Source organism: Fictibacillus sp. FJAT-27399 (genome assembly GCF_001510655.1).
Taxonomy (GTDB): Bacteria; Bacillota; Bacilli; order Bacillales; family Fictibacillaceae; genus Fictibacillus_C; species Fictibacillus_C marinisediminis.
The window spans coordinates 262,869-277,783 of the sequence record NZ_LMVC01000004.1 but is presented as its reverse complement, the minus strand read 5'-3'; the positions used below and the strand labels follow the sequence as shown (position 1 = coordinate 277,783).

21 protein-coding genes are annotated in these 14,915 nt (G+C 45.9%); 5 read left to right on the top strand and 16 right to left on the bottom strand.

All coding sequences use genetic code 11. The features are described from left to right. Positions 1–22: 22 nt before the first annotated feature. From pdxA to AR335_RS17955, 3 genes are all read right to left on the bottom strand, one after another. Positions 23–1,030, bottom strand: coding sequence for a 4-hydroxythreonine-4-phosphate dehydrogenase PdxA (pdxA, locus tag AR335_RS17965; protein WP_062238445.1), 1,008 nt, complete (start codon positions 1,028–1,030; stop codon positions 23–25). Then, positions 1,017–2,315, bottom strand: a complete 1,299-nt coding sequence (locus tag AR335_RS17960) for a four-carbon acid sugar kinase family protein (RefSeq protein ID WP_062238444.1) — start codon at positions 2,313–2,315, stop codon at positions 1,017–1,019. Before AR335_RS17960 ends, pdxA begins: the two co-directional genes overlap by 14 nt. Positions 2,316–2,842: 527 nt before the next feature. After that, a complete protein-coding gene (locus tag AR335_RS17955; protein WP_062238442.1) occupies positions 2,843–3,187 on the bottom strand; it encodes a winged helix-turn-helix transcriptional regulator in 345 nt (114 codons plus the stop codon). A 323-nt stretch (positions 3,188–3,510) separates the two neighbouring features. Between AR335_RS17955 and AR335_RS17950 the strand changes: the two genes are divergently transcribed. Next, positions 3,511–4,725: an MFS transporter gene (locus tag AR335_RS17950; RefSeq protein ID WP_062238440.1), complete on the top strand. Its 1,215-nt coding sequence runs from the start codon at positions 3,511–3,513 to the stop codon at positions 4,723–4,725. Between the two features lie 309 nt (positions 4,726–5,034). Here the strand turns inward: AR335_RS17950 and AR335_RS17945 are convergent, their stop codons facing one another. Continuing rightward, positions 5,035–5,541, bottom strand: a complete 507-nt coding sequence (locus tag AR335_RS17945; RefSeq protein WP_062238438.1) for a sigma-70 family RNA polymerase sigma factor — start codon at positions 5,539–5,541, stop codon at positions 5,035–5,037. Positions 5,542–5,803: 262 nt separating this feature from the next. Between AR335_RS17945 and AR335_RS17940 the strand changes: the two genes are divergently transcribed. From AR335_RS17940 to AR335_RS17930, 3 genes are all read left to right on the top strand, one after another. Next, positions 5,804–6,019, top strand: coding sequence for a DUF1659 domain-containing protein (locus AR335_RS17940; RefSeq protein ID WP_053356541.1), 216 nt, complete (start codon positions 5,804–5,806; stop codon positions 6,017–6,019). Positions 6,020–6,067: 48 nt separating this feature from the next. Beyond that, on the top strand, positions 6,068–6,286 hold the full coding sequence (locus AR335_RS17935) for a DUF2922 domain-containing protein (protein WP_062238436.1): 219 nt from the start codon (positions 6,068–6,070) through the stop codon (positions 6,284–6,286). 72 nt (positions 6,287–6,358) lie between these two features. Then, positions 6,359–6,496 carry a YvrJ family protein gene (locus tag AR335_RS17930; protein ID WP_053356539.1) on the top strand — a complete coding sequence of 46 codons (138 nt, stop codon included), beginning with the start codon at positions 6,359–6,361 and terminating at the stop codon, positions 6,494–6,496. Between the two features lie 46 nt (positions 6,497–6,542). Here AR335_RS17930 and AR335_RS17925 read toward each other — a convergent pair whose 3' ends face one another. The 11 genes from AR335_RS17925 to AR335_RS17880 all read right to left on the bottom strand — a co-directional run bounded on the left by AR335_RS17925 (position 6,543) and on the right by AR335_RS17880 (position 13,880). Further along, a complete protein-coding gene (locus AR335_RS17925; RefSeq protein ID WP_062238433.1) occupies positions 6,543–7,418 on the bottom strand; it encodes an ROK family protein in 876 nt (291 codons plus the stop codon). Positions 7,419–7,550: 132 nt separating this feature from the next. After that, positions 7,551–8,504, bottom strand: a complete 954-nt coding sequence (manA, locus tag AR335_RS17920; protein ID WP_062238431.1) for a mannose-6-phosphate isomerase, class I — start codon at positions 8,502–8,504, stop codon at positions 7,551–7,553. Positions 8,505–8,624: 120 nt separating this feature from the next. Then, positions 8,625–9,194 (bottom strand): nucleotidyltransferase family protein, encoded by a 570-nt coding sequence (locus tag AR335_RS17915; RefSeq protein WP_062238429.1) that lies wholly within the window; start codon positions 9,192–9,194, stop codon positions 8,625–8,627. A gap of 68 nt (positions 9,195–9,262) precedes the next feature. Further along, a complete protein-coding gene (locus AR335_RS17910) occupies positions 9,263–9,715 on the bottom strand; it encodes a hypothetical protein (protein ID WP_062238427.1) in 453 nt (150 codons plus the stop codon). A 39-nt stretch (positions 9,716–9,754) separates the two neighbouring features. After that, a complete protein-coding gene (locus tag AR335_RS23290; RefSeq protein ID WP_369795852.1) occupies positions 9,755–10,102 on the bottom strand; it encodes a S8 family serine peptidase in 348 nt (115 codons plus the stop codon). Between the two features lie 25 nt (positions 10,103–10,127). Further along, a complete protein-coding gene (locus AR335_RS17900) occupies positions 10,128–10,550 on the bottom strand; it encodes a S8 family serine peptidase (protein ID WP_062238422.1) in 423 nt (140 codons plus the stop codon). Next, entirely contained in the window at positions 10,516–10,686 is a 171-nt protein-coding gene (locus AR335_RS24380; protein WP_156419075.1) for a hypothetical protein, read from the bottom strand. Before AR335_RS24380 ends, AR335_RS17900 begins: the two co-directional genes overlap by 35 nt. A gap of 125 nt (positions 10,687–10,811) precedes the next feature. Then, positions 10,812–11,321 carry a M23 family metallopeptidase gene (locus tag AR335_RS17895; protein ID WP_062238421.1) on the bottom strand — a complete coding sequence of 170 codons (510 nt, stop codon included), beginning with the start codon at positions 11,319–11,321 and terminating at the stop codon, positions 10,812–10,814. Positions 11,322–11,497: 176 nt separating this feature from the next. Further along, positions 11,498–12,952 carry a sodium/pantothenate symporter gene (gene panF / locus AR335_RS17890; protein WP_062238418.1) on the bottom strand — a complete coding sequence of 485 codons (1,455 nt, stop codon included), beginning with the start codon at positions 12,950–12,952 and terminating at the stop codon, positions 11,498–11,500. After that, on the bottom strand, positions 12,949–13,230 hold the full coding sequence (locus tag AR335_RS17885) for a YhdT family protein (RefSeq protein WP_062238416.1): 282 nt from the start codon (positions 13,228–13,230) through the stop codon (positions 12,949–12,951). Before AR335_RS17885 ends, panF begins: the two co-directional genes overlap by 4 nt. A gap of 236 nt (positions 13,231–13,466) precedes the next feature. Further along, positions 13,467–13,880, bottom strand: coding sequence for a CHRD domain-containing protein (locus AR335_RS17880; protein ID WP_062238414.1), 414 nt, complete (start codon positions 13,878–13,880; stop codon positions 13,467–13,469). Between the two features lie 334 nt (positions 13,881–14,214). On the opposite strand from AR335_RS17880, the gene AR335_RS24375 reads away from it, so the two are divergent. Next, positions 14,215–14,376 carry a Spo0E family sporulation regulatory protein-aspartic acid phosphatase gene (locus tag AR335_RS24375; RefSeq protein WP_175501972.1) on the top strand — a complete coding sequence of 54 codons (162 nt, stop codon included), beginning with the start codon at positions 14,215–14,217 and terminating at the stop codon, positions 14,374–14,376. 110 nt (positions 14,377–14,486) lie between these two features. Here the strand turns inward: AR335_RS24375 and AR335_RS17875 are convergent, their stop codons facing one another. Next, complete coding sequence (locus tag AR335_RS17875) at positions 14,487–14,900, bottom strand: thiol-disulfide oxidoreductase DCC family protein (RefSeq protein ID WP_062238412.1); 414 nt, start codon at positions 14,898–14,900, stop codon at positions 14,487–14,489. Between the last annotated feature and the right edge of the window lie 15 nt (positions 14,901–14,915).

The window sequence follows — 14,915 nt, the reverse complement described above, 5'->3', positions numbered from 1 at the left end:
AGATGCTGAATTACTATCTATACTATGGCCTCTTCGGAGCCAATTCCACTGCTTGGCGGAGGGCTTCGGTCATGCTTTTTTCATCGGCAATACCTTTACCTGCAATGTCGAAAGCGGTTCCGTGGTCCACGCTCGTCCGAATAATAGGCAATCCGATTGTGATATTTACGCCTGCATCCAGTCCCAATACTTTGACCGGTCCATGGCCCTGATCGTGATACATGGCGACGACAATATCAAAATCACCGCGGACCGTGCGGAAAAATAGTGTATCAGCAGGAAGGGGGCCAACAACATTAACGCCTTCTTTTTGTGCTCTTTGCACCCCCGGTATTACTTTCTCTTCTTCCTCACCGTATCCGAACAGTCCGTTTTCCCCAGCATGCGGATTAATTCCGCAGACTGCGATCTTTGGCGACTCAATTCCTGATTTCTTCAACGTCTCGTCCGCAAGCTTAATAACACGATAGACCCGCTCAGGATTAATCATTTTTACGGCATCAATGATACCGACATGAGTGGTAACATGAATGACTTTTAAGTTAGGAGCCGAAAGCATCATGGAAAACTCATCTGTTCCCGTCAGCTCAGCCAATATTTCAGTATGGCCCGGATACTTATGGCCACCTTTATGCAATGCTTCTTTGTTTAAAGGCCCAGTACAAATCGCATCAATCTTTCCTTTATTCGCAAGGTCAATCGCCTTGCTTAAATATTCAAAAGCCGCATGACCAGCAATTGGCGAAACCTGCCCAACCGGAAGATCTTCAGGCACTAGGTTCAAATCCAGACAATACACCGTACCATGTGTAAAATTCAAGTTTTCAAGTTCGTCTTCCGTAATCGTTTGAACTGTAAGGTGGCTATTCACATAGCTCTTTGCCCGCTCAAGAATTCGGGTGTCGCCAATGACAAACGGACGAGATAATTCATAGATTTCTGTGCTTGCAAGGCTTTTCAGAATGATCTCCGGACCCACACCGGCAGCATCTCCCATTGTAATTCCGACCATGCTTTTATTTTGATTCATGCTCTAACACCTCTCCTGTCATATGTTTCAACGCATGGACTAAAGAATTTTCATTGCCGAATCCGCCAGCCTTTGTAACCGTCCAGTACCGGCGTTTTTCATCACTTGCTATTCCTAACGGAAGCCCTGGCTCCACCTCAGACCGCAGTTCCATTTGGGACAACCCAACTTCCGAACAGACCGCCTTGGCCGTATCTCCGCCTGTAAGCACCAATCCTTCAATTGAAGGCACCCCATTAAGCAAAGAACGCGCGATGATGCCAAGCTCCCTTGAAATCATTTCCCCGACCTGATTTTTATGCAAACCCAAGTCCCTGCCAAGCTCCTGAGCTGCTGAACGGTTTACATCTGAGCCATCTACATAAAGGACAATATGGCGTTTTTCTGGAACCTGTTTTATTTTTTCGATCAGGCTCTGCAGATCATACGTCTTCCTGATAAGTTCTGACGGATCCATTTCCAACATCAGGGAGTCAGGCATTATACCAACCTTTCCTAGCTGTCCTTTTGTCGTTTGTGATAAGCTCGCCGACACAGTAAGGGTCTGGCTCACATTGAGCTTTTCTCCTAAACCCTGTGGTCGGGCCGCTAGACCAAGAACAGCTGGGAGGTACTCGATCAGGCCAGCTGATCCTGCCCACACGGTTTTTTTATTTAATGCAGAAAAAACATAAGCCGCTTTCTCCAAATGCTTGTCCGTTTCAGCATCACAGACAAACCAGGATACCCCCTCATCCAAGGACTCTAAAATTTTGGCCAAAACCTCTTCTTTCGAACGTGATAACAGAACACTGTTCACGACGAAGATTTTTTGATGAGCATACTTCTCGAGCAAAGCTGGGATATGGCTCTCCGTGACCGGGGTTTTCGGATCTTTGCCAAACTCGGTTGTTTCCACAGGCCGGCCATCAACATATTGGGTGCCATTGATTGTCTGTCTGTTTAACTTTGGATATGCGGGAGAAATAACAAGCATTTCCGGCTTGAACACCTCATATACCGCTGCCAGTTCTGAACCGATATTGCCGCGAAGAGTAGAATCTATTTTTTTATAAACATGTACTTCATCCCGTTCCTTTACGTGGGAAGCCGCTTGTAAGATACGTTTGCAGGCTTCTTTTTCACCAAGAGCTCTGCTGTCAGTATCATATATTGCCACATCTGCTGCAGCATCCGGTGATTGGGAAAGATCCAGCCAAACGATTGAACGGAAGCCCTGTTTGGATAATTGGACACCCGAATCGTTAGCGCCTGTCAGGTCATCGGCAAGAATAAATAATTGCATTGATGGAAACTCCTTTATGAATGAATCGTCCAGTACATTTTTTAAAATTCTAAAAATTACTACCCCTAGTATAGCGTATTTTTCAAGCTAACTTAGCCGCGGCAAAATGAAAAGATCAGACAAAGGAAAAACTGGATTTTCCCATTCATCTCATTCTTAAAGAAATAGACGAAAGAGGAGTAGGGGGTTTGAAGGGGCAGGTAGTTTACATAATTAGAGTTTGGACAGTATTTGTGCGACTTTGGACAGTAAATCAGTTGGTTTGGACAGTATTTACCCTTTTTTAGACAGTAAAAGTGGATATCTGGACAGTAAATGAATTTGACAGGCATGTTCCCCCGTCAAATTCCCGCTCCGCAGGCCAAAACCACAACAAAAAAGCGTTCAGAACATGGAAAGTAACGTTCTGAACGCAAAAACAAAGCATTTTTACTCCAATTCATCATCAAAAGGACCAGAAAAGAATGGTGCCAGGCACCGGGATTACACAAGTGTGTAATTCGGGTGCCTGGCACCATTATAGTTAACTAGCCTTCAACTAACACAAGGGATTTGTCGTCGTAGTTGCGTTCGATGTGCTTCTCGCCCCATGCACACAGAGAATCGAGGATCTCCTGAAGGGACCAGCCGTAATCGGTAAGAAAGTACTCCACTTTCGGCGGGATCTGCTGGTAGATCTTGCGTTCGATCACACCGTCTGCTTCCAGCTCGCGAAGCTGCTGAGTCAGCATCTTTTGTGTGATTCCAGGCATGGAACGCTTCAGTTCACTCGTTCTTTTTGTTCCTTTTGTAAGGTGGCAAAGAATAACGACCTTCCACTTGCCCCCGATCACTTCCAATGCTGCTTCAACCGGAATGTTATATTTCTTCATTTGCCTTCCTCCTCTTACAGTTACTTTTTTATACTATAGTTCAAAACGAACCCTATAATCGATAATAAACTGTATAAGACTTCTCGTATCATACCATAGGATTGCTTCTGTTTCAATGCCTCCTGTATAGGCACCTTTAAGTACCTATAGCACCACCGGGTTCCTAGCGTACCCAGAAGTGGCTGTGGTACTTGAAAGTGCGTACTTCTCAATACTTCCGCTATGCTCCATAATAACCCTAGTCAGCCGCACAGATTCATTGGGCCCTGTGCGATGGATATGCTGGCCACACTCATTTCTATCATGTTGAAGGGGGATTTATTATGGTTTCAAATACTGTTTCACATAAAACCCAGCCATCAGAGAAAAAAGGAACGTTTGCGCTGCTCGCTCTTGCGATTAGTGCATTCGGAATTGGTACAACAGAATTTGTGCCAGTTGGCCTGCTTTCTTCTTTGGCTGATGACTTAAATGTTTCAATTACACTTGCTGGATTACTCATTTCCGGTTATGCACTCGGTGTTGCATTCGGTGCTCCCATTCTGACTGCAGTTACCAGCCGTTTAAACCGGAAAACACTTTTGCTTCTTCTTATGCTCGTATTTATTGTCGGAAACACGGCGGCGGCGTTAAGCCACAGCTTTGCTTTATTGCTAGCAGCCCGTGTCATTACTGCTTTTTCACATGGCGTATTCTTTTCAATCGGATCGACCATTGCAGCTGATCTTGTCCCGGAAAATAAACGGGCAAGTGCCATTGCTATCATGTTTACAGGTCTTACCGTAGCGACCGTAACCGGCGTGCCGCTCGGAACCTTTATCGGCCAGACGTTCGGCTGGAGAGCAACTTTTGCTGCCGTTGCCTTGCTTGGTGTCATCGCCTTTATCGCTAGTCTATTTTTGATTCCTAACAATTTAAAAAGTGCTTCAAAAGCTTCTTTCAGTGATCAATTCAAGCTGATCACCAACGGAAGACTGCTTCTTGCGTTTTCTATTACAGCGCTTGGCTACGGCGGAACATTTGTAGCCTTTACATTCTTGGCACCTATTTTAGAAAAAATTACAGGCTATCATCCTAAATCAGTAAGTATCATTCTGCTTGTATACGGGGTGGCAATCGCCATTGGAAATACGATTGGAGGAAAAGCAGCAAACAAGAATCCAATCCGTGCCTTGCTTTGGATGTTTGTTATCCAGGCCATCGTAATGTTTGTTCTTTTCTTTACCGCTCCTCTAAAAGTGGCCGGTACAGTAACGATCGTCATCATGGGACTGTTTGCGTTTATGAATGTGCCTGGCTTGCAGGTATATGTTGTGCAACTGGCTGAAAAATATGTTCCATCTGCTGTCGATGTGGCTTCTGCCATCAACATTGCAGCGTTTAATGTCGGGATCGCAATCGGTGCCTACGTCGGCGGACTTGTCGTCGATTCCATCGGCTTGATTCATACGCCATGGGTTGGCGGACTGATGGTCGTCGGTGCTGTCCTGCTCTCTGCATGGAGCGGAGCGTTGGAACGAAGAACAGTGAAGAAATAAGGAAAGGGGCTGTCCAGAAAGTCGAAAATTGACCTTCAGGCAGCCCCTTTTTGGCTTGAAAAATCTTCAATAAAAAGTTATTTGAAGTGGAAGATGCGGGACTCCGGTGCTTGCACCAAAAAGTAGGCGTTCACGCCGGTAAGGCTCACCGCACGCCCTGCGGAAAGCGAGCAGCCTGGAACGGAAATCAAAAGCTTGCAGACTTCTTGGACAGCCCCTTTTTTGTATATTTTGGTCAGTGCTGAGATGTCGAAAGTTTATATAACATTCTTTTCGCGGGTATTTTGCTTATTTTGGCGGGTAAACCGTTCATTTCCGCTGGTAAATATCATGCCGTTCTGCCCGGCTTCTAAGCTTCAATAGAGCTTGCTTTCTCCATGATTTTACGGCGTGTATGCTCACTCCCTCTTCCTCTGCAATTTCGGCTTCTTTCATCTGGAGAAAAATCTTTTTAACCACCCATTTCCGCTGGTTCAGGGTCAAATCTGACAGATACATCTCCAATACTTCATTTTCAAGGGGAAGAACGCCCCCTTCAAAAGGTATGGTTTCTGTAAGCTCCAGGCTGAACCCGACATGAAAGGCTTTATATTTGGCTTCCTTTTTTAGTTGCTCGAGCATTTTTCCTCTAACCGTTCGATAGGCAAATGGACCAAAGTCTCCTTTATTTTGGTCAAACCGTTTGAATGCTTCCCAAAGACCAATAAGTCCTACTTGGTAATACTCATCGTAACGCCCGGTAACACCAAGGGACTGGATTTGCGATTTAATCAAGGGATCGAACTGAAGAGAGAGATTTTCGAAACTGGTTTTCATCTTATTTCATCCTTTAAAAAAGACACGTGCCTTACGTTTTATTCCGCCGGTAATCTAAACATAAAGCTCCGTTTTCATGCTGTCATATGATCAAAAGGGCAAAACCGTACGGGTAAAAGGGGCGAAAATGATGTTTTCGAGAGGGGTAATGGAGGTTTTCAAAAGGTCATGATTAGGGGTTTGGTTATTTTCATTTGTTTTTTATAGAGATGCCTCTTTTTTCACGGAACTTGCTATTTATAGGTGAAAGGAGGTGATGGACATGGCAACCACAGCAATCCAGGATACACAGCTTCGCATGGTGTTTGATGCAGGGATGGATGGCGATAAGCAGCTGTACAAAAACAAAAATTTTTCCAACGTAAAAACCTCTGCTTCGGCTGATCAGCTTTATGCGGTAGCAAACGCTCTTTCCCCTCTTCAGCAGCTGCCTTTAATCTCTGTTGAACGCAATGACTCACACAGCATTTATGCGTAAAAGACTATGAAAAACCAGGCATGATTCTATGGAAAGGAGGATACTAATATGGCTAAAACGTTGGAATTGCAGTTCCTTAACGAACAGGACAAAATGGTGACGATTTCCCTTGATGCTCCGAAAGAACCAGTGGATCCGGCCGCTGTCAAAGCCGCCATGGATACCATCATCGCCCAGAAAGTCTTCGTTTCGAACGGCGGAGATTATGTGAAGAAGAAGGGCGCCCGCGTCACGGACCGCACTTCAAGCGATATCGTTCTTCCATAACAGCGCAGTATGAACAAACCCCAATCGGCCGTCTTGCTGGTTGGGGTATCCTGCTTATAGGAGGTTATTAAAATGGAGTCGTGGCTCTCTTTCGTAAGCGATGTTGGCTTTCCAGTGGTGGTGACGCTGTATCTTCTGCACCGGATCGAAGGCAAATTGGATACACTGAACCACTCCATCCTGTCCCTGGCCGAACGGGTGCAAAGATAGCACAAAAAAAGCCTTGTCCTCCTGATATGGAGAGCAAGGCTTTTAATTATTGCTGAAGAGTTTTGGCAAGGGCAATTGCACCGCATAATCCGGCATTGTCGCCCAGCCCCGGCGGTAAGATAAAGTCTTGAATGTTTTCCTCGATAAGCTGCGGATGCTGTACATAGCCTTTGAGCGTATCCAGCACTTTTTTGCGGATGAGAGGGAAAAGCTGTTCCTGCTTCATCACGCCTCCGCCAAGAACCATCTTCTTCGGAGAAAGAATAAGAATGTAGTTTACAAGAGCCTGGGAGAGATAGTGGGCCTGATATTCCCAGACTTTTTCTTTGCCTGCAAGCTCGATGCCCTTCTGACCCCATCTCTTTTCAAGAGCCGGCCCTGCCGCCATTCCTTCCAAACAGTCTTTGTGGTACGGACAGCTCCCTTCAAAATGATCTTCGGGATGGCGTCTGACTAAGATGTGTCCCATCTCGGGGTGAGTCAAACCGTGAAGCAGCTTGCTCTCTGTGATGGCGCCGACTCCAATGCCCGTTCCGACGGTCATGTAAATGCAGGAGTCCAAGCCTTTCGCTGCTCCCCATTCCAGTTCACCGAGCGCGGCTGCGTTCACATCCGTATCAAAAGCCACCGGAACGTGAATGTGCTTCTGAATTTCTCCAACCAGGTCGTACTGTGCCCAATGCGGTTTTGGAGTACTTGTGATGTAGCCATATGTTTCGCTGTTCTTGTCCAGGTCAACAGGTCCGAACGATCCGATGCCCATCGCACTGATCTCTTTATCGCGGAAAAAATCAACCACCTGGCCGATCGTTTCTTCCGGAGTGGTTGTCGGTATGCTGATCCGCTCAAAAACCTCTCCGTTTTCATCACCGATACCGCAAATAAACTTCGTGCCTCCCGCCTCTATCGCTCCGAGTCTCATGCCATTTCCTCCTATTATTGGTGCCATCTTATTGGTGCCAGGCACCGCTTTTTGACATTTATGTAAGAGAGGGTGCCAGGCACCGGCCGTTACACACTTGTGTAATGGCGGTGCCTGACACCCTGTTAATTCTTAGCTGCTGTGTGATGTTATGAAAGATGCGTTTCCTTTAAGAGAGAATTTCTTTACGGTAGATGGAACGATGAAATGGTCTCCCTTCTTGAACGAAGATGTCCCATTTTGCGTCTCGATCTCCCCTTCTCCGTCAAGAACGCTGACTAGAAGATACATAGGGTTCTCCAGGTCCAGCGCTGTGCCGTTCAATGCCCAGTGGTAAACGGTAAAGTAGGATTCTTTGATCAGTTTTTTCACTGTCAGATCTCCCTGTTTGTTTTCAACGGGCTGGAAGTGGGCGTCCTCATGGGGAATCATCGCCACTTCAATTGATTGCTTAATATGAAGATCTCTTGTGTTGCCTTGAGCGTCTTTACGGTCATAATCGTAAACTCTGTATGTTACGTCAGAGCTCTGCTGGGTTTCAAGGATCATCGTCCCTGCGCCGATGGCATGAATGGTGCCGTTCGGAACATACACGAAGTCACCCGGCTGTATTTTTATTTTACGGAGAAGCTTGTCCCACTGCCCGTTGTCTACCATCGCCTGAAACTCATCCTTGGATTTTGCATAATGGCCGTAAACGAGCTCGGATCCTTCCTCGCAATCTATGATATACCAGCATTCGGTTTTTCCAAACGCCTCATGCTCTACTCGCTGTGCATATTCATCATCTGGATGCACCTGAACAGAAAGATCGGTTTTTGCATCCAAAATTTTAACGAGCAGCGGAAAGTCGTCACCTTCCTGACCGGCAAAAAGCCCCCTGTGCTTTTGCCACGCCTCGTCCAGTGTCAAACCTTTAAGCGGACCATTCAATATAGTGCTTGGACCGTTCGTATGAGCAGAAATCCCCCAGCATTCACCCGTCGTCTCTGACGGAATCTGATAGCCGAAAGTGTCTCTTAGCTTTGTTCCTCCCCATATTCGGTCTTTAAATACCGGCTGCAAAAAAATCGGTTCCGCGTACATACCAACATCCCCTCATAGTTTCATCCAATACAATAGATACAGCTTCTATTTTACATTATTCCTGGGGGATAGTGAAACGTAGAGAGGAGGATTATCTATGGAAAATAAACACATTGCTGCTTAGTTTTGATAGAGGGCCACCCGCGGCCATACAGCAGTCCAATCTTTCTTTCGCAAGCGTTGTTCGTAAATGGCGTAAAACTCCCTTGTTTCTTTAAAAAGTTGGGTAGGCCTCACTTCCATGGCAAGCACATCTTCCATTCCGCAGGGAGCTGTTATAAGGAGCCGATCCTGTTCATCCAGTTTCGCTCCCAGAGCCGTTGGCGTTTCAGGGAATTTAGAAATAGCGTCCTCTGAAGAAACGTACGGCTGCAGATTATTGATCACATGCATCCTCGCCTGGTTTTTCACGGACCAGGGAACTTCCGGCATAAGCATTCCTAGCCTATCCTCGAGTATTTTTTCTTCACTTTCTTTCGGATGTTTCGGGTCAAAATAAATGACATCCACATCTTGAAGGGGTGTCTTTTTTTCAAATCCATGAAGTGCATCCCAAATCGCTGAACGGATCGCTCCCGCACATACCCACCAATCGGGCAGCTGCAGCGTCTTGACCGCTTTTAATATCTCCATCAACCATGGATCATTTTCAAGGAAACGCTCGACATCTTTCTGATTTCTAAGGCTCATCATTTCTCTCCTTTTTAGACATAAAAAAGCAGCGGCAGTTTTGGCTCCGTTGCTTTATTTCACTTGAGTTATCGACAGTTTATAGCTTTGCGTACTCCAATGATTGTTTTCTTCGTAAATTTGCAGATAGGATGTTCCAGGCAACACGGTAACGTAAAGGACTCAGTGCCGTTCAATCCTCTGTCGTTTGTCCTTCTGGCATCGGCAGGCTCTCCCTTAATGATATGATCCATCCAGACTGAGCCGTCCATTCCGGAAACTCCGCTCAGTTCCACCTTTACCGTCATTTTTTTGCTTGAGGAAAATTTAAACCAGTCACTGTCCATCGGCATATGATAGCGGTCGCTGTATGTCTTGCCCAGCTTGATAGATTTTGCCTTCCCCCTGCTGTTGCCTGCGTCTGCTATGATTTTTGGAAGCTTATCAGAGAGCGCTCTGTCAGCTCTTGCCCTTCCATAGCCAGCAACGATGTTCCAATAATCTTTATAAGCAGGCAGCCTGGTTGCATTTTTTTCTAGCAAATATTCAATTTGACAGGGCGAATAATCGGGATGCTTGCTTTATAGAAGTGAAGCCACTCCACTTACTGCAGGGGCAGAGAATGACCTCCCGTTAACCGATTCAAACGAGCCGGTTCGATTGGTGGCCCAGATATTCTCTCCCGGCGCGGAAAGATCAAGCCGCGGTCCATAGTTCGAAAAATCGGAGACACGATCTTTTTCATCGGTAGATCCAACCGCTAGTACTTCTGGGTAGGCAGCGGGATAACTGACCTTCATATGCTCGTTTCCTGACGCCGCAACCACTAGGATTCCTTTGGAGTATGCGGTTAAAATCATTTCATATACAAACTGGCTGTAATTTGTGCTCCCCATGCTGATGTTGATGATATCCGGCTTTTGGCTGATGGCGTACTTCAGCCCATATAAAAAGTCAAACAGTGTTGCTCCTGCTGTGTTGAACGCCTGAATCCAAAACAGCGACGGTCACTTTTGAATGTTTTTTTGCTGCCTTAAGGTTGTCCCAGGCACGCGGCACCCCCATTCTTGGCAGTGACCATTGTCTGGCATAGAGCTTGTCATTCGGCTTAGAAAATGCTGTGAAAGTAAAATTCGGTTCAGCGGCTTCTACCAATGGAGAATTGCGAATCCTGTCCAGTGCAGCCTGATAGTTAGCTGTATGCGGCAGCTCGATCGTATATATATTTTCCTTCTGCAAGTTGGCAGATGTGTTCTTGATTCTGTAGCTTTTCGCAAGCGCAGCAGCAAACTGTCTATTTTTTAATTTAACGATAATCTGGCGGTCGTGAATGCCGGTTGTTTCATTGTCTGCAGCTGACAGAAAGGCGGAAGTCACTGTTTTCCTTTGAAAACGAACTGAGTTTGCGGTCCAGCATTTCCTGGTCATACGCTTCAGCAGAGATTGAAAAAAGCAGCAATAACAATACTGCCAGCAGGACCGTTGCCAGCGTCTTCTTTAACTTATTTTTCATTGTCCCTCCGTGCAAAAATATGTAAATCCATCTATAATTTTACCTTATTTTAGCAATGTAGCAAGAGGTAATGTCGGTGCCGGTAATGTCGGTGCCTTAAGGTCGGTGCCTGGCACCTCTCCCTCTTAGCTCTTATATGTTTTGCTTCCCCAATAAAAGATGCTGTGCCCGTTCCATCTGATTCTCTCAGCCTTCCCGTTGTATCGTTGTTCGTAATGAAGATGCGCTCCTGTAGAACCTCCCGTGCTTCCAACCGCTCCAATCTTTTGGCCCTGCGTAACCTTCTTTCCGACAAAAACATTTATGGCACTCAAATGTCCGTATAAAGTCTGCCAGCCTCCGCCATGATCAATAACAATGTATCTTCCATAACTGCGGTTTCCTAGATTTTTAACTTTAACTACTTTTCCAGCAGCTGAAGCGATCACCGTATCTCCCTCATCATACAACCGGTTTAGATCGACGGCATTTTGAGGGTTATGGTTCATTCTCGTTTGACCGATCCAAACTTGTCCTTCTGGAAACGGTATCCGGAAAACCGGTGAAGCCTCTACCTCCTTAAATGGCGTTTCGAGCAAAACAGCAGCCGTACACAGCGGAATGATAAAGAAAAACATTAGTTTTACTTTTGGCATCTGTTTGGATTCTCCTTTTCAAGTTAATGGGGTGTGAATTCACTATGTAATTGGAATATCTTCTTTTAGGGTGCAGTAAAATCCAAAAATTACTGATGGGAAAAATGTGTAAAAAAAATGGTGTCAGGCACCGCGCATTACACACTTGTGTAATGGAGGTGCCTGACACCAAAATATTAGATGATTCCTTGTTTTACCAAGGATGATTGAGGGCTGTTTTTTGAAACTAAACTCAAAAGAATGTACGCCGCAAGCGAAAGAACGACCGGCAGGACTACAGTATGCATTCCCCACAAATTAGGGGCAAAGGTATCCAGAAGGATGTAGGAAAGCACACCTGTAACGATGGACCCCACTGCACCTGCTGCATTTCCTCTCCTCCAATAAAGACCGAGGACGACAGGCCATATGAAAGCTGCTTCCAATCCTCCGAAAGAAAACAGGTTCAGCCAAATCAGCAAATCTGGAGGATTCAGAGCCATGATGAATACCAGAATTCCGATGATGGCAGTCACTGAAAAACTAAGCCGTTTAACCGATTGCTGGCTGGCTTCCGGTTTGATGTAATTAATATAGATATCCTTAACAATCGATGAGCTTACGATCAGCAGGATGGCGTTCACCGTCGACATGACAGCAGCAAGCGGTGCTGCGAGCACGATACCCGCAAGCCACCCTGGCAATACTTTCAGTGCGAGCATCGGCATCACCTTATCACCGATTTCCACCCCTGGTATGACAACTCTTGCAAACACTCCGGTCAAATGCATCCCAAGCATGATAAATCCGACGACAAACGTCCCGATGATCATGGCCTGATGCATCGCTTTTGAATTCCTATAGGACATGGCCCGGACAGAGATCTGCGGCAGGCCGACCACTCCAACCCCTACAAGCAGCCAGAATGAGGAAACATACAGCGGCGTCAAAGACTTGTCTGCTCCATAAGGTGAGATCAAGTTCGGATTTTCAGCAGCGAGCGTTGAGATGATATGAGGAACACCTCCGCCAGCTATAATGGTTCCCGCGAGTATAACGAGCGTTCCGATAAACATGACGATTCCCATTAGGGTATCCGTGATTACGACTGCACGAAAGCCGCCCGCTATGACATAAACAAGAACGGAAAACGAAAAAATCAGCAGTGCCACAGGGTAGGAAACACCAGTGAATGACTCGATGAGCCGGCCGCCGCCTACCCACTGCGCAGCCGTTGCAGAGAACAAGAAGATGCTGATGCTTGCCGCGGAAAAAATAACGACCCATTTGTTTTCATAGCGTGCTTTTAGAAAATCAATAAGCGTGACTGCGTCGATCTTCCTGGCGACAATCGCAAACTTTTTCCCCAGAACAGCAAGGGTAAAATATCCGGTCACAAGCTGCGCCATCGCCAGCAGCACCCAGCCAAGGCCGAGCTTATACGCGATGCCGGGCCCGCCAATAAAGCTGCTCGCACTTCCGTAAGTCGCTACCATCGTAAGGGCTAGAACGAAGCCCCCGAGGTGCCTGCCTCCCAGGAAATAGTCCTGTAAAAACCCCGAACCACTCTGTACCTGGCGGGAGGTATAGATTCCGACGACAAACATTCCGATCAAAAAGGCAAGTAAAGGAATGACCACTTCCCAGTTCATCGCTGCTCCTCCTTTAGGTTCTGCCGTTCAGGTTCACCTTCAAAAGGGACGTCTTTGAAGAAAAATTTGACCATGATGTATACCAAAATAGAAAACACAATAAAACCGGCGACACAGCTGTAGAAGAACCATGCCGGCAAACCCCATATGTAGTGATACTCCTTAACCGGTTTACCGCCAAGCCCGTAGGCAAATGCGTACCACCAGATAAAGTTCAGAACGGCTAGCCCGATGCCCATCAGCGCTTCCCGATTGGATATTTTAAATCGCGGATCCATCTCAACAGCTCCTTTCAGAATCCGTCAGTTTTTGTAGATCAATGTGTCTATTATGCCATAAAATACTGTCATTTTCTCGGTGGTGTCTTGTACGTGGTTTCTATGTGCACTTTGTGGTGCCCTCTTTGTGGTGCCAGGCACCACGTTTTGACACTTGTGTAAGAGCGGTGCCTGGCACCAAAAAGGCACCAAAAATAAAACAGCCTAGCTATTCGAAGCTACGCCGTTCGTATTCCTTATTTGATCGGCTCGATTGGGCCGCGCAGTTCCCCGCCCGGACTAAACTCCGAATAAACATTCACATAAGCATTTCCTTCGATGATCTCTTCCACAAGCCTAGACAAGGGCATTCCTTGAAGTGGTCCAATTAAATCATTACTGGTTATGCTCCCTGTTACAATCCCTGTATTTAAGCTGATGCCAGGTTTTATAGAGCCAAGAAGATAAGCGGTAACGGGACCGTTTTTCCCTGGTTGTCCTAAATGAATGCGCGCTTGAGTTAACTTCCTTAAATTATTAACCTGAAGCCGATAGTGCAGCTTGGTTCCATTGGAGCTGAGGACAAATTCTGTGGTGCCTGATGCCCGGGTGCCAACAGGGGGAACTACTTGGTCGCCTTTTAACCTGCATAAAAAATTTTTCAACAACAATCCAACCACTCCTTTCCGATAGCTATTGACAGTATATTCAGGAAAGGAAAATAAGCTTGTTTATTCATCTAGGATTTTCAAAAAATAATTTTTATCGAGGTCAAATCGGTTGGTGGATTCTTGCACATTTCCCGGGACATTTTTTTACAAAAACAAACAAAGAAATGTGATTCTTCACTTTTCTCGTAAAAACTATCAAAATTGTCAAAAAATATACTATATATTGAGAAAATTAAATAGACACTGTCCTATATCTAGTATAAAATGGGAATATATAGTGATAGTGACCTGGACGTGAAGTTATAAAACATTTTTCTGTATAGGGGGAATGGATATGACTCATCAAAATATAATAAAATTAAAACTTGAGATCGATGCCATCCGCTTAACTATGTACGTAATGAGCACCCGCGTAAACAACCTTGCAGACCCGCTTCTTGTACAGTTAAGCCAGCTGCTAGACCAAAAACTAAACGAATTGAATCAATGTGCATAAAGCTGTCACCCTATTTGGGGACAGCTTTTTTAGTTGGTTGCCTTTAGTGGGTGCCAGGCACCGCGTTTTGACACTTGTGTAACTGCAGTGCCAGGCACCCACTACGAATGCTAGTCTATGAACCGTTTACGTATGTCCGGTGTGGGGATCATGCAGTGGTCCTTTTTGCCGAACCATCTGTAACGGTTCTTGGCAATCCAGGAATATAGCCCATCGCGTAGCGGCTTAGGGATAACAACAAGAATATAGGCCACACTCCACAAGCCCCCTAGATCTCTCGCAATCTCAAGAGCTGCCGTTGATCTTTGATAGATAAGGCCCTTTTTTATATAAACGAGACTTTCAAAATCTTGTACAGGAAGAAGGAATTCACGGAGCAGCCCCTGGCCGGCATCCGATTGCAGGGAGCCAAATGAAATTCGCCCCTTCTTATCCTGTCTGATCAAAAAATTAACGATTCCGTTGCAAAAATTGCAGACGCCATCAAACAGCAAAATTGAGCCGTCCCTTTGCTTATCCCTCATGCTTGCCCCTCCCCT

Bases quoted from the DNA above. Each gene is read 5' to 3' on its own strand.
- AR335_RS17885 (WP_062238416.1), bottom strand. From the start codon at position 13,230: ATGGATCCGCGATTTAAAATATCCAATCGGGAAGCGCTGATGGGCATC.
- AR335_RS17935 (WP_062238436.1), top strand. From the start codon at position 6,068: ATGGCTAAAACGTTGGAATTGCAGTTCCTTAACGAACAGGACAAAATG.
- AR335_RS17950 (WP_062238440.1), top strand. From the start codon at position 3,511: ATGGTTTCAAATACTGTTTCACATAAAACCCAGCCATCAGAGAAAAAA.
- pdxA (WP_062238445.1), bottom strand. From the start codon at position 1,030: ATGAATCAAAATAAAAGCATGGTCGGAATTACAATGGGAGATGCTGCC.
- AR335_RS17960 (WP_062238444.1), bottom strand. From the start codon at position 2,315: ATGCAATTATTTATTCTTGCCGATGACCTGACAGGCGCTAACGATTCG.
- AR335_RS17895 (WP_062238421.1), bottom strand. From the start codon at position 11,321: ATGCCAAAAGTAAAACTAATGTTTTTCTTTATCATTCCGCTGTGTACG.
- AR335_RS17930 (WP_053356539.1), top strand. From the start codon at position 6,359: ATGGAGTCGTGGCTCTCTTTCGTAAGCGATGTTGGCTTTCCAGTGGTG.
- AR335_RS17925 (WP_062238433.1), bottom strand. From the start codon at position 7,418: ATGAGACTCGGAGCGATAGAGGCGGGAGGCACGAAGTTTATTTGCGGT.
- AR335_RS17955 (WP_062238442.1), bottom strand. From the start codon at position 3,187: ATGAAGAAATATAACATTCCGGTTGAAGCAGCATTGGAAGTGATCGGG.
- panF (WP_062238418.1), bottom strand. From the start codon at position 12,952: ATGAACTGGGAAGTGGTCATTCCTTTACTTGCCTTTTTGATCGGAATG.
- AR335_RS24380 (WP_156419075.1), bottom strand. From the start codon at position 10,686: ATGAAAAATAAGTTAAAGAAGACGCTGGCAACGGTCCTGCTGGCAGTA.
- manA (WP_062238431.1), bottom strand. From the start codon at position 8,504: ATGTACGCGGAACCGATTTTTTTGCAGCCGGTATTTAAAGACCGAATA.
- AR335_RS17945 (WP_062238438.1), bottom strand. From the start codon at position 5,541: ATGAAAACCAGTTTCGAAAATCTCTCTCTTCAGTTCGATCCCTTGATT.
- AR335_RS17875 (WP_062238412.1), bottom strand. From the start codon at position 14,900: ATGAGGGATAAGCAAAGGGACGGCTCAATTTTGCTGTTTGATGGCGTC.
- AR335_RS24375 (WP_175501972.1), top strand. From the start codon at position 14,215: ATGACTCATCAAAATATAATAAAATTAAAACTTGAGATCGATGCCATC.
- AR335_RS17915 (WP_062238429.1), bottom strand. From the start codon at position 9,194: ATGAGCCTTAGAAATCAGAAAGATGTCGAGCGTTTCCTTGAAAATGAT.
- AR335_RS17940 (WP_053356541.1), top strand. From the start codon at position 5,804: ATGGCAACCACAGCAATCCAGGATACACAGCTTCGCATGGTGTTTGAT.